Below are 13402 nucleotides of genomic sequence, written 5' to 3' on the forward strand. Positions count from 1 at the left end.
AATTTTGATTCATCGTTATTTTTGCGAAAATATGTGATCCTGCACTCTTCTGAGTGTTTGATTGATAAATCCTACCGAAACAGGGCATCTCTAACGAGATGTCCTGTTTGCGTTGGAGAGAACGTCCAGTTTCCGGTAAACTATAGGGAGAATGAATTGAAGAGGGGCGAACTAACTTATGAAACTATTCCACACAGCCGATTGGCATCTTGGAAAAGTGCTACAAGGTGTATCTCTCATTGAAGAACAGCGATTTGTATTAAATCAGTTTACGGATGCAGTTAGAGAAGAGAAACCTGACGTAGTCATTATCGCAGGAGATCTTTATGATCGCTCCGTTCCACCTGCAGAGGCTGTGAGTTTATTAGACGAATTGTTATGGAAGTTAACAGTTGAGTATCAAACGCCAGTTCTTGCCATTGCGGGGAATCATGATAGTCCAGCACGTTTACAATTTGGAAGCCGTCTGATGCAAGCGAACGGTCTACATATCGTTGGAAAACCTTCTGGAAATGGCGGAGGGACTACTATTCAAGTTGAAGATGAGTATGGTCCGGTTCAGTTTCATCTGATTCCCTTTGCAGATCCATCCGTTATCCGAAACTTGTCACAAGATGATGGGATCGACAGTCATCACCGTGCGATGGAGTCAGTTATTCATCAGTATGGAGAGTTAGATCCCTCAATACGCCATGTTGCAATTGCTCACGCGTTCGTTACGTCACTTGGTGAACCGGAAGAAAATACAAGTGATTCTGAACGTCCGCTGTCGATTGGCGGTACCGAGTATGTAGCTGCTGATCTGTTCAAGAACTTTCATTACACTGCGCTTGGTCATTTGCATCAAGCTCACTTTACGGGTACAGAACGAATCCGTTATTCTGGATCCCCGATGAAGTATTCAATCTCTGAAGAAAATCATCATAAAGGATTTTTAGTCATTGAGTTAGACGGAAATGGTGAAATACAGATTGAAAAGAGGGAGTTAATCCAAAAACGGGATATTAGAACGGTTAGAGCGACATTGGAGGAACTCTTACAAATGAAGCCTAGTGAAGATTATGTTTTTGTGAAACTTCTGGATGAAGCTCCAGTATTATTTCCAATGGAAAAGGTTCGTTCTGTATTCCCGAATGCAATGCATGTGGAACGGGTTGTGAATCGTTCACTACCTGAACAAGCGACGTCTCGGGTTTCAGATATCGAGCGTTTGGATGATCGTTCCCTATTTGATTCATTTTATGAAGAAATCACTGGCGCAGCCCCCGATCAGGAAACCAAGACAATCGTGGATGAAGTGTTGCAGGAACTGTTAACAAAGAAGGGAGAATCATTATGAGACCGACCCGATTGACGATGACGGCGTTTGGGCCCTACCGTGGTATAGAAACGATTGACTTTACTATTCTTAAGGAACATGGGTTATTTGCAGTATCTGGAGCGACTGGGGCAGGGAAAACAACGATATTTGATGCAATTTGTTTTGCGTTATATGGACAAGCCAGCGGTGAAGACAGGACAGATATCCGTGCATTGCGAAGTGATTTTGCGCTAACGGATCTGCAGACAGCGGTTGAGTTGGAATTTGTCATCCAAGATCGTACGTATCGTGTATTTCGCCAAGTTCCGTATACAAAAAAAGGGAATAAAAGTGAAACTAGCGGGCGAACAGAATTCTTTCAACAAACAGATGAGGGAGAAATCCCTGCTGTAGATCGCCAAATCGTTTCCGAAGTGAACAAGAAAATCGAAGAACTTATAGGGTTTACACTGGCACAATTCAGCCAAATCGTTATGCTTCCACAAGGGGAATTTCGTAAATTCTTAACGTCAGATACGGAAAACAAAGAAACGATTTTACGCAAAATCTTCAAAACAGAACATTATCGGGAAATGGCAGAGATTTTAAAAAAGAGAAAAGATCTTGCGATGAGTGAACTGAATACAGCACGCCTTTCAATGGAGCAAATCGTACGTCAGTTACCTGCTAGTCTTCCGGAGCGTAAGTCATCCCTATTTGAGACACTGCAAGCAGAATCTATTCATCCGATGCGTTTATTAGACGGATTGGAGCTAGAACGCATTCATTACAAAAATACAGCTGAGGAGAGCAATATCCAGTATAAAAATTCTTATCAAGCCCATGAAAAAGCCCAGCAGGAGTTCTTTAATGGAACAGCGCTCAATACGCAATTTGATAACTTAGAGAGAAAAATGAGCGCGATTCAGCTGTTGACTTCCAGAGAAACCGAACTGAATTCTGATCGAATGCGACTCCAAAAAGCAGAGCAGGCTATTCAGCTAGAGCCAAGTGAAAGACGCTCAATTGAAGCTGCAGTTGAATTGAAGAATCGTAACAGGGAACTAACAGAAGCATCGTTGACACTTCAATCAGCGAAGGAAGCCAACGTTAAAGTGGAAGTTCACTTCAATGAAGAAATGCAAAAGCAACCTGACCGGCAACGGAGCTCTGAGCGACTCATTACTTTACAAAACTTCCTGCCAAACGTGTCTCAAATTGAGGAGAAAGAGCAGCAGATAAGTGCACTTCAAAAGCGTGTCGAGCATGGACAGCAAGAACTTGAAAAGTTGAGGTCATCCGTAAAAGAGAAAGCAGAAAACGTGCAACAGCTAAAACTGAAAACGGAGTCACTGGAGTCTGCAACTGAAGGGTACGAACAAATTGTAGATGAACTAACGGGTGCCCGTCACACGGCTGATTTGCTGACGCGTCATAATGAACGGACCAAAACGATACAGCGACTGACAAATGAGTTGGAGCTAAAAAAAGAGCGAATGGAAACTTCCAGAAGCCAATCGATTGCAACTGAAAAACGTTGGATTGCAAATCAAGCCGCCCTGCTTGCGGAAACATTGGAAGAAGGAACACCATGTCCAGTATGTGGAAGTGAACATCATCCATCAGTACAGGTAAAACCTGATGAGTTTAAGCTAACGAAAGAACAACTAGAGCTTGAGAAAGAAGCAGCAACACAAGCATATGATCAATTCAAAACTACTGAATTACGGTTGGAGAGTGAACGTGAGGAAGCTTTACGAATTGAACAGCAATTAAAGGGAATGCCAAGACCAGATGAGTTACTGTTCGTAAATGGTCGAGTACAAGAGTTGGAGAAAAAACTTCTACAAATGAAGACAAATAGAGATCAATTGCTTGCTATAAAAAAGGATTACACAAGTACGAATGAACAGTTGCTTACATACCAACAAGCAATTACCGAAAAAGAAAAAAGCGACTATGAGCTACGTGCAGAACTTAAAGAGGCGAAAGCGATTCTTAACGAATCCGTAAAAATCGTACCTGAACAGTTTCACTCTCTGCAAGAGTTACAAATGGAAATATCAAAAGAAGAAAAAATTAAAATGGGACTAGAACAGGCGTGGGAACATGCGAGAGAACAGAGGCAATCTGCCATGGAAGCAGTCTCTAACGCACAAACAGCTGTAACCTACATGACGAAAGCTGCTGAAAACGCGATAGTTAAGCAGCAAACTGCTTCTAATTCCTTTCTATCTGCTATATCGGAATCGGATTTTGCAGGTGAGGAAGATTACCAAACAAGCAAATTACTATCCGAGCTGCGAACTGAACTTGCTCAAAAAATTAACGATTATGACGTTGAAGTCCAGCTGACAAAACAAGCAATAGCTGAACTGAATGAACACGTGGCAGGGAAACAAAGAGTGGATTTAGCGGGTCTGCGTGATCTGACTGAACAGCACAAACACGCCTATGAGCAAGCATTGACTGCGTATCATCATGCATCTGAGATTGAAAAGAATGCTGCTGATTTGCACCGGAAGTTGGTGGATTTAATAGGAGCTCAGGGTGGGCTTGAACAAAAGTGTGCCCGATTAACGGAACTTCATGATTTAATCCGTGGGAATAACGAACGCAAACTATCGTTTGAACGATATTTGCAAACGGAATACTTAGAGCGGATTTTGCATGCAGCAAATGGAAGGTTAAGCGACTTGTCAAACGGTCAATTTCAGTTGCTGCGCAGTGACCGGCAAGAAACCCGGGGCCGACAAAGTGGTTTAGGAATCGATGTATATGATGAGTACACGGGACGAAATCGGGATGTGAAAACACTTTCTGGAGGAGAGAAATTCAATGCTTCGCTCAGCCTGGCTCTTGGTATGGCCGATGTGATTCAAAGTTTCCAAGGCTCCATTTCAGTTGAAACGATGTTCATTGATGAAGGCTTCGGTTCATTGGATGAGGAATCATTACAAAAAGCGATTGATACACTCGTCAGTTTGCAAAAAGCAGGACGCATGATAGGTGTCATTTCTCACGTCGCTGAACTGAAAGAAGCGCTTCCTGCTGTGTTAAAGGTGGAGAAGACAAAGGAAGGACACAGTTATACACGTATTGAAATCCATTAAATACCTACCCTAAAAACATCTGTTTATTCAAATATCGACTTGCTTTTTTTTGAGCCGCGGTTTATGATGAGGTTCTGCAATATATCGCATACGTTTTCAGTCATCTTAGGAGGTATTTCAATATGGATCGGAAGTTACCATTTACATCACTAGTCGTCATCGGAACCATGTTATTCGCACTTTTCTTTGGTGCAGGAAATCTGATTTTCCCTGCTCAGCTTGGTCAGGAAGCGGGTACGAATTTTTGGCCAGCTGTAATAGGGTTCCTCATTACAGGAGTGGGTCTTCCATTTTTAGGGATTCTAGCAATTGGTTTTTCTGGGAGTGCGAATTTGCAGGATCTGGCAAGTCGTATTCATCCCCTATACGCGATTTTGTTCACTTCGGCACTTTACTTAACGATCGGACCATTTTTCGCAGCACCACGAACAGGTGCTGTTGCGTTTGATATCGGGATTGTTCCGTTCTTGAATGGGGCCGATCCATTGATTCCACGATTCGTATTTACTGCGTTGTTTTTCGGAGTTACAATTTGGTTGTCCTTGAATCCACAAAAGATTGCCGATCGGGTAGGAAAGTTTCTATCCCCAGCGATTATTGTCTTGTTACTCGCCTTGTTATCAGTCGCCTTGTTTTCACCGATGGGGTCATTCCAAGCACCGAATAGTACGTACTTGTCAGGTGCATTTGGAAAAGGGTTTACGGAAGGATACAATACGATGGATGCCCTGGCATCACTTGTCTTCGGAATTATCGTCATTACAATTGTCCGCTCAATGGGCGTAAAGTCTAAAAAGGGGATTGTCTCGGCCACTTTTAAGACAGGATTTGTTGCAGCCGGATTCTTAGGAATCTTGTATGTTGGGATTGCGTATCTTGGCGCAAGTAGTGTTGGAACCCTTGGAGTGATGGATTCTGGAGGAGCGGTCTTAACTTCTGTTGCCACTCATTATTTCGGACAAGCAGGCCTAGTGTTACTCGGGGTTGTCATCTTACTGGCATGTCTAACGACAAGTGTTGGGCTCATGACAGCTTGCGGTGAGTACTTCCATACACTGTTACCTTCAGTCTCTTACAAAGCGATTGTTCTCTCGTTTACAGTGTTCTGTTTTATCGTATCGAATATTGGATTGTCTAACATCATTACGTACTCGATCCCGGTCTTACTGTTCTTATATCCACTCGCAATCACGCTCATGCTTCTGACATTTGTGTCGCCGTTATTTGGTCACGCACGTATTGTTTACGTGGCGGTAACCGTTGTTGCGATGCTAATCAGTATCGTGGATGGCTTGTCTGCACTGTCAGACACATTGCCTGGAGGAAAGTTAGAAATTGCACTTAAGCCGATTGTAGCGTTCTATAGTAAAGTCCTTCCCCTTTATGAGAATGGACTCGGATGGTTACTTCCTTCATTGATAGTTATCGTTGTATTTGGAATCATCGCTAGAGTGACGGGTATGACTTCACAGCCAACAGGGAATATAGAAAACGAATAATAAGACACGTTTAAAAACAGCACACCTTCTCAAGTCACTTGAGAAGGTGTGCTGTTTTTGTTGCATCATTAGATTTAGGGAGTCTGCCTTCTGCTGAAAGGCAAGTGCATTCATGAAAAGCGAAGTGAGTGCACCCTAAACATTTTTGACAATCAATTAAATGAAGGCCATATGTGATTGCTTCTCCCGTATGGTTAAAAAAGTGGGTTGGTCCAATCATATCGTAAAGACCAGAATTCTGTAGCGTAGTTAGTAGTGAATCTGAGATACCTGAAACCAGAATGATTCCGCCTTGTTGCTGGAAGTGGACAACGATCGAACGTAAATTCGCTTCGCCAGTTGCATCGATGTAGGGGACATTTCCCATACGGAGAAGAAGTACATTTGATTGATAATGGAGTGTATCCATTATGCGCTGTTCAAACACTTGTGCAGCACCGAAAAAAAGAGGACCTTCAATCGTGTACATACTGAGCTGCGGGCAATCATGTGCAACGTTGACAACGTCTGACTGAACGGTCTCATTCATTGTTGTATGGTCGGGGAGAACTTTCGAAACGACTAATAAGTTACTCATCCGTTTAGCAAACAAGAATACAGCCAATATGAGTCCGACAATTACGGCTAGCGTGATGCTAGCGAATACGGTTAGCAAAAAGGTGACAGAAAGAACGAGAGAGTCCCCGTTTTTCATCCTAAGTACACTAGCGACTTGTTGCCGCTCACTCATATTCCACGCGACAATCATAAGCACAGGAGCCATGCTTGCTAATGGAATTGCAGATGCGTATGGAGCTAGAACAACTAATGTGAGTAGGACGAAGAGACCGTGTATGATGCCTGAGACGGGTGAAGTCGCACCGGATTTAATGTTTGTCGCTGTTCTTGCAATTGCACCGGTTGCTGGAATACCACCGAATAGAGGGGTAATGATATTTGCAATTCCTTGTCCAACTAGTTCCCGGTTGCTGTTGTGTTTTGAATTCGTCATTCCATCTGCTACGACTGCGGAAAGGAGTGACTCGATCCCTCCGAGTGATGCGATGACGAATGCGGGGACGAGTAGTCGTTGTACGCGTTCCCAAGTAATTTCAGGAAACTGGAAGTGGGGGAGCTCACTTGGTATAGCACCAAAGCGAGATCCGATCGTTTCAATATGTCCGGATAAGATAAGTGAAGCAAGGACTGTAGTTAGGACTAATCCAACGAGAGATCCCGGAATTTTTGGTAGGAATTTAGGTGTAAGTAAAATGATTGTTAGACTAGTTAGGGCAATAGCAATGCTATATCCGTTCAAACTATTCATATGAAGGACGATTTCCTGCATGTTATCGATGAATTTTTCGTGTTTCTCAATGCCCGTTAATCCAAAAAAGTTTTCGATTTGACCGGTAAATATTAGGACAGCGATTCCAGCTGTAAATCCGATTGTTACAGGTCGAGGGATAAATTTAATGAACGAACCAACCTTGAAAACACCCATGAGAACAAGCATGATGCCTGCAAGAAATCCAGCGAGCAAGAGGTCTGTGTAGCCATAAGTAATAACAATACCAAAAAGAATCGGAACAAATGCGCCAGTAGGGCCACCGATTTGAAACTTTGATCCTCCGAATAGAGAGATTAAAATACCTGCGATACATGCAGTATAGATTCCGTATTCAGGCTTTACTCCTGAAGCAATGGCGAATGCCATTGCAAGAGGAATTGCGATGACTCCAACGATAACACCTGAAAGCATATCTTTTTGTAGCTTCAATAGAGAGTAATTCGAAAACCTTCCCGTAAACAAACGATTCATGAGACCCCTTCTTCTTTGTTAATGAACTGCAATGTAGAATGGTTCGGGATAGCTTGCGCAGCCTAAAAAGTTTAAGTGGAAGAGGATAAGTCCTGTTCTTCCATATCTTCAAGCATTGTAAGAGTATCGATTAAGTGATTGTTGAAAATTTGGCGTGCTGCTTCAAGTAATTGAATAATAGATGGATCGCGGAGGGCATAAATTACGCTTTTTCCTCGTTTAGTACCAACAACAATGTTTTTAGCACGTAATACGCTAAGTTGCTGAGATACAGCAGAACCTTCACTGTTAACGGAGTTCTGAATTTCTGTGACACTTTTCTCACCGTTAGCTAGTACTTCAAGAATTTGAATACGCAACGGATGGGCTAACGCTTTAAAAAAGTCAGCTTTGAATTGTTGCATAGTTGTCATGGAATCACCTCGGTATTATATATAGATATACATATTCAGATACTTGAATATGTATAAAGAAAGTATAGTCCTGTTTATTGCTTTAGGCAAGACACAAAACGACTTCCTTCGTGAATGAAGGAAGTCGTCTTGTTATTTCTTTAATGATTGAAATTCGTTAATAGCGCGTAGCCAGTTACCTCGCATGAGTATTGCAGCTTGTTCCGCGCGATTGTTTTTCAACATATCGATAATTTCTTCGTGTTCTTCAATCGACTGTTCTGTCAAAATAATTGAGTTATGGAAGAAGAGCCTTCTAACATGCACTTGTAGTGAAGCCGTGATTGATGTGATGTAAGAATTTGCTGCAGCGTCAACGATGACCTGATGGAAAGATTCATCGATTTTTAATGCTGTAAAGTAATCTTCGCTTCGAACCGCTACTGCAAAATCTTTGTTAAGACTACTTAACTCATCAATCGTCTCGCTAGAGATGGAAGGTGCTGCCAACTCCGATGCCAGCGCTTGCATCGCAGCTAGAGGTGGTAACAAATCATTGATGGAATCCCGTTCGATTTCTGTGACTTGAGTGGCTTTTCCAGGATACATTTTGACGAACCCTTGAACCTCCAACAGTTGAAGTGATTCACGGATAGGGGTGCGACTGACGCCAAGTGCTTGAGCAAGCTCACTATCGATTAATTTCTCTCCGGGCTTCAACGTTCCATCTATAATCCATTGTTGGAGCTGGTTGAATGCGCTTTCTTTTGCAGTTTGACGAGCTGGTTTTATATGGTTTTGAGGTATTGGCATTACGTTCACCGTCCTGATTTGACTTTCTAATTCTACTATACATTACTTTCCTGCTCGAGTGAACTACTTGAGAGTAATCTTTCCGACGACTGTAATAATCATCTTTTATTTGTAACGGGAATGGTGGTTAGCTGTAATCCTTTTGTAATATTGGGCTGTTAACCTATACTCAGACTTAAAAACAAGGGAGCGGAGCTTTTGAAGAAACTAATCTTTACGTTTATCTTAGCTACGGCACTAATGGTCAGTGGTACGCATGAAAGTTCAGCAGCAGCATCTACGTACAAAGTGAAAAAAGGCGACACACTATATAAGATTTCACGGATGCACAATGTTTCTGTTAATAACCTAATGAAGTGGAACGGTATCAAGTCTTCAGTGATCTATCCGAATCAAACACTGAAATTAGCAAGCAGTGGTACAGCAACAGCGGCAAAGAAGCCGATTAAAACTCCATCCCGTTCAGACAATGATAATGTATCAAAGGAGTTCATGGCGAACTCATCTGCATACACTGCTTCTTGTAAAGGATGTTCTGGTATAACAAAAACGGGTCTTAACTTGAAAAAGAATCCTTCATTGAAAGTAATTGCAGTAGATCCACTAGTGATTCCACTAGGTTCTAAAGTACATGTTGAAGGTTACGGATATGCAGTTGCTGGTGATATCGGCGGTGCTATCAAAGGAAATCGCATCGATGTATTCATGGCATCACACAGTCAGGCTATCCAGTGGGGAAGAAAATCCGTACGTGTAAAAGTTTTAAACTAACCTTATAAAAATGAAACCAACCGGTTGATCGGTTGGTTTTTTTTATTCCCTAAATGGTACACTGTTAATCATAAAGGAGTGATAATTTTGGATATTTTTATCGTAACTGGAGCGTCAAAAGGAATTGGTGAAGAATTATATGACCAAATTCAAAAATCGGGTTCGAAGGTATTTGGTATTGCACGCAGTAACCCAAAGGGCTATGAAAACTTTGAGGAAGCCGATCTAACAAATAAAGAGGCAAGACAAGGAGTAATAGAGAGGTTGTTAACGCCTTACCTTTCAACAGCTGAATCATTTACGCTCATTAACAACGCAGGCACAGTTGAACCAGTAGAAAAGATTGGAGGGCTGTCAACAGATGCTATTCAGCAAGCAATCGAATTGAATTTGACGGCTCCAATTGAATTGGCCAATGAATTCATGAGTGTTTTGAGTAAGACGAAGGCAAAAAAACAAATCATGAACATCTCTTCAGGTGCTGGACGAAATGCATATGAAGGATGGGGCATCTATTGCACGACGAAAGCGGGTCTCGATCGTTTTTCAGAAGTTGTCCGCTTAGAACAACAACGTGTTGAATATCCAGTAGGGATTGTTTCCATTGCACCTGGGATTATCGATACGGGGATGCAAGAGACGATTCGTTCAAGTGATGTAGATGGATTTCCGATGCTTGAGCAATTCATCAATTATAAAGAAGAAGGCAAGTTGAGAAGTGCAGAAGCAACTGCCCAGTTGCTTCTTGAGTGGATGGAAAAAGAGGATTTGACAACAACTGATGTGCTTGCACGACTTAGTTGAGTGGTGATTCAATCATGTGTGACATGGAAAGAGCATTGCAAAAGCAATGCTCTTTTTGTTCGTCAATAAAGCGAAAATACAAATTTAGAATTAGTTGGAGATATGGTATAGTTGGATAAAGGTGGGACTTTCTGGAATTTCTGTAGTCAATTTTCGAATCATCTATGGTGTATCTTATTTTGAATAATTGGGATTAGTTTTGTTGAAAGGATACGATGAGACATTCAGCAAGAGGTTCCTTCAGTTGTCTATGTAGAACCAAATGATTGGTATGGAACAACTCTTATGTACTTGCAAACACTTTTCTGAGGTCATACTTAGGCAGATGATAGTACCACGATAAAAGGAGGTTGTTTTTAATGGAAAACAAGAAAGTTATAAATGCTTCTGAATCTATTTTGTTAGTTAGCTCCTTTTTTATGTTTCTGTTTATTTCTGAGTACATGGTGTTTATACCTGAGATCAAATACTTTTTTGAAAGAAGTTCCTTGTGGTTTATATTCCCTCTTATTACGCTTATAGTAGCGATTCATTCTTTCGTGAGTAGAAAAGTTTAAGGAAGACTCAAACTACGGTGGGCGATTCCAGCATAGGAATTGTCTCCGATCTACATAGGAGCCAAATAATTAAAAAAATTCCGGTAACAATATCTCTGAAAAGGGGTAGTGAAATGAAAAAAGTGGCTTTTGTTTTCTTACTTTTATTAATTTCATTTGGTGTTGCTGATAAATTATCTGCTCGTTCGTTAAAATCAACTGAAGAAAAGTTTGAAGTTGATAATCACCAAGAATACTCGATAAAACAAGCGATTGAATTAGCATATCCTTCTGCTTTGAAATGGGATGGGAATGCACATTTATTACATGCTGTAAATATAGACTTAGAAGATAATAATGAGAAGTTTATTGGAAGTAAAGGAAAAAAATATTGGAATATTTCTTTTGGAGTACCAGATACTAATAAGTTTTTCCTAGTAACAATTTATAAGGGGGAAATTGAAAGAATAAATGATGTAACAAATATTGATGATTCTCCTTATCCCGAAAAGGAGTTTATTGCATTAGAAGATATTCACTATGATTCACACCAGTTACTTAAAAAAGCACTAAAATTAGGCATTGTTAAACCTGGTAAAGACTGGGCTAAAGGTTATAGCTTTATGATCAGAAAAGATTCACAAACCAATGTCCCTTTGTTGTTTGTAATAGGCTGGAATAAGGAACAGACAGAAATGAGGTCAGCGGTCTTTAGCGCTTCAACTGGCGAATACGTTAAACCTGATTTGTGAATTTAGGCCTTTTTAAGCAATCGGGGCAATTTTTCAACATAGATTTGCACCAGATTTATATACTAGGCAGGATTATTAAATAAGCAGTAATAGAACGATTGAGTAGAATAAGTGAGGAAGTTATTTGTAATGATGCCCTTTTAGTTTTTATATTGCTCTCTTTCAAATTCTTCTTCTAGCTCTCCTGTTACAGCGTTGAACATTGAATAGATCATGTTTTTCTTGGCCTGATCCCAACCGATGACCATCACAAGTGGAAAGTTTTTTTCCGGGTCTTTAATGAACCCATAATTATATCCCTTAGCAAAAATGTCTCCTGGGTATATTTTTGTGACTTTTTGTGCCTTTTTTAGTAATTCAGGTGTGTCATACTTAAATTCTTCAACTGTAGAAATAAAGTAATTCTTAGACATAGGCTTCAGTTCATTAGGCAAGTGCACCTTGTCTAATACTTTACCGTTCCGGATAGTTACTAGATAATAGTCTGTTTTATCTGGAATACCAAATTCGATGTTCCAGTGTTTTCTTCTGCCTTCCATACCTGTTGGCGTTTTGTCTTTATCAACACTAGTTCCGTTATATAGCATTGCTTTTTTATTCCACTTGAGAGCCTCTTCGTGGGCAATTTCAAGCGCTTCTTTTAATGTTAAGTCCATTTCGGTGTTAGGAGTAAAAGTAACTTCTGATACTACGTTCGAATCCTCCGTAGAGTTTTTGTCTGCATATTGTTGACAACTAACTAAAAGTACACAAATGAAGAGCAGCAAAAGGCTTTTTTTCATGACTTCACCTCGAGTTTTAAGCATTATAATTCTCAAAATATCGGTTTTCATGTAATGAACCATTGTGGTGCAAATAAGCCAAATAAAGTAGTTTTCGGCGGAAGAAGCGGCCTTGAAGAATGGATCTACGATGAGGTTTTACCGTTAAGTAAACGAAAATTTGTTGCTTTCACAAACGAAAATATGGATACATTTAGCAGACATTAAAATCAGCAAAATCAAAGTTGAAAAAATTTTTTTCTAAATCGTGTCGATTCTGATAGAATAGGTTATTCGGAGACGAAGTGATTTTTTTACAATTGCTGTTATTTTTCTACGAAAGTGGTAGAATTAAATAAGCATCTTCATTATCGGAATGGTACTCGCTACAGTATGGGGTGTCTAAAGAGGGACATAATTTAGCACATTGCTTAACTATCGCAATTGTGTCAAATAGATACTCTTTAAAGTTAAGAAAAGGAGGCGAATAAAGTGGGGAAATATCAATTAGATTACAAAGGTATGCAAGCTGAGTCAAAGTATTATGAAAAACTCAAGCCTGCCCAATTTGATAAAAAGCAGCAACTTGAAAAAATTCGTACGGAGTATTTGGAAAAAAAACAAAAACGAACAGATAAATCGGCTGAATGAAAAATATATATGAACATCATGAAAGATGGATTTCCTTCAGTCATTAGTAGGGGAGAAAATCGATTATCCCATATATGAAGAGATCGATAAGGCGCATACTACAGAAAATTATTGTGACTTTATAGAGTGAATAAACGCGAAGTAGAAGGCTTACTTTCCTTATATCTAAGACCTATCAATTAAAAAGCATCTCTTATGAGGTGCTTTTT

General features: G+C 40.4%; 11 protein-coding genes. 7 read left to right on the forward strand and 4 right to left on the reverse strand.

What is annotated here, in order from left to right:
- Positions 1–178 precede the first annotated feature (178 nt).
- The 3 genes from DVB69_RS12375 (at position 179) to brnQ (ending at position 5912) form a co-directional block, all read left to right on the forward strand.
- On the forward strand, positions 179–1339 hold the full coding sequence (locus tag DVB69_RS12375; protein WP_116019414.1) for an exonuclease SbcCD subunit D: 1161 nt from the start codon (positions 179–181) through the stop codon (positions 1337–1339).
- Positions 1336–4413 (forward strand): AAA family ATPase, encoded by a 3078-nt coding sequence (locus DVB69_RS12380; protein WP_116019415.1) that lies wholly within the window; start codon positions 1336–1338, stop codon positions 4411–4413. Before DVB69_RS12375 ends, DVB69_RS12380 begins: the two co-directional genes overlap by 4 nt.
- Before the next feature lie 122 nt (positions 4414–4535).
- Positions 4536–5912: a branched-chain amino acid transport system II carrier protein gene (gene brnQ, locus DVB69_RS12385; protein ID WP_116019416.1), complete on the forward strand. Its 1377-nt coding sequence runs from the start codon at positions 4536–4538 to the stop codon at positions 5910–5912.
- 34 nt (positions 5913–5946) lie between these two features.
- Here the strand turns inward: brnQ and DVB69_RS12390 are convergent, their stop codons facing one another.
- The 3 genes from DVB69_RS12390 to DVB69_RS12400 form a co-directional block, all read right to left on the reverse strand.
- The gene (locus DVB69_RS12390; RefSeq protein ID WP_116019417.1) at positions 5947–7713 is read right to left on the reverse strand and encodes a SulP family inorganic anion transporter; all 1767 of its coding nucleotides are present in this window, start codon (positions 7711–7713) and stop codon (positions 5947–5949) included.
- A 71-nt stretch (positions 7714–7784) separates the two neighbouring features.
- The gene (locus tag DVB69_RS12395) at positions 7785–8126 is read right to left on the reverse strand and encodes an ArsR/SmtB family transcription factor (RefSeq protein WP_233505394.1); all 342 of its coding nucleotides are present in this window, start codon (positions 8124–8126) and stop codon (positions 7785–7787) included.
- Positions 8127–8258: 132 nt separating this feature from the next.
- Complete coding sequence (locus tag DVB69_RS12400) at positions 8259–8918, reverse strand: GntR family transcriptional regulator (RefSeq protein WP_116019418.1); 660 nt, start codon at positions 8916–8918, stop codon at positions 8259–8261.
- Positions 8919–9116: 198 nt separating this feature from the next.
- On the opposite strand from DVB69_RS12400, the gene DVB69_RS12405 reads away from it, so the two are divergent.
- From DVB69_RS12405 to DVB69_RS12420, 3 genes are all read left to right on the forward strand, one after another.
- Positions 9117–9689: a 3D domain-containing protein gene (locus DVB69_RS12405; protein WP_116019419.1), complete on the forward strand. Its 573-nt coding sequence runs from the start codon at positions 9117–9119 to the stop codon at positions 9687–9689.
- Between the two features lie 87 nt (positions 9690–9776).
- Positions 9777–10493, forward strand: a complete 717-nt coding sequence (locus tag DVB69_RS12410; RefSeq protein WP_116019420.1) for an SDR family NAD(P)-dependent oxidoreductase — start codon at positions 9777–9779, stop codon at positions 10491–10493.
- A gap of 670 nt (positions 10494–11163) precedes the next feature.
- On the forward strand, positions 11164–11781 hold the full coding sequence (locus DVB69_RS12420; protein WP_116019422.1) for a hypothetical protein: 618 nt from the start codon (positions 11164–11166) through the stop codon (positions 11779–11781).
- Between the two features lie 140 nt (positions 11782–11921).
- Here DVB69_RS12420 and DVB69_RS12425 read toward each other — a convergent pair whose 3' ends face one another.
- The gene (locus DVB69_RS12425; protein ID WP_116019557.1) at positions 11922–12563 is read right to left on the reverse strand and encodes a hypothetical protein; all 642 of its coding nucleotides are present in this window, start codon (positions 12561–12563) and stop codon (positions 11922–11924) included.
- A 471-nt stretch (positions 12564–13034) separates the two neighbouring features.
- Between DVB69_RS12425 and DVB69_RS17710 the strand changes: the two genes are divergently transcribed.
- On the forward strand, positions 13035–13193 hold the full coding sequence (locus tag DVB69_RS17710; protein WP_199562860.1) for a hypothetical protein: 159 nt from the start codon (positions 13035–13037) through the stop codon (positions 13191–13193).
- Positions 13194–13402 lie beyond the last annotated feature (209 nt).

The organism is Sporosarcina sp. BI001-red, from assembly GCF_003384035.1.
Taxonomy (GTDB): Bacteria; Bacillota; Bacilli; order Bacillales_A; family Planococcaceae; genus Sporosarcina.

What these genes read in the sequence shown, in the direction of transcription:
- DVB69_RS12380 (WP_116019415.1), top strand. Translation starts at nt 1,336, where the DNA reads ATGAGACCGACCCGATTGACGATGACGGCGTTTGGGCCCTACCGTGGT.
- DVB69_RS12425 (WP_116019557.1), bottom strand. Translation starts at nt 12,563, where the DNA reads ATGAAAAAAAGCCTTTTGCTGCTCTTCATTTGTGTACTTTTAGTTAGT.
- DVB69_RS12420 (WP_116019422.1), top strand. Translation starts at nt 11,164, where the DNA reads ATGAAAAAAGTGGCTTTTGTTTTCTTACTTTTATTAATTTCATTTGGT.
- brnQ (WP_116019416.1), top strand. Translation starts at nt 4,536, where the DNA reads ATGGATCGGAAGTTACCATTTACATCACTAGTCGTCATCGGAACCATG.
- DVB69_RS12400 (WP_116019418.1), bottom strand. Translation starts at nt 8,918, where the DNA reads ATGCCAATACCTCAAAACCATATAAAACCAGCTCGTCAAACTGCAAAA.
- DVB69_RS12395 (WP_233505394.1), bottom strand. Translation starts at nt 8,126, where the DNA reads ATGACAACTATGCAACAATTCAAAGCTGACTTTTTTAAAGCGTTAGCC.
- DVB69_RS12375 (WP_116019414.1), top strand. Translation starts at nt 179, where the DNA reads ATGAAACTATTCCACACAGCCGATTGGCATCTTGGAAAAGTGCTACAA.
- DVB69_RS12390 (WP_116019417.1), bottom strand. Translation starts at nt 7,713, where the DNA reads ATGAATCGTTTGTTTACGGGAAGGTTTTCGAATTACTCTCTATTGAAG.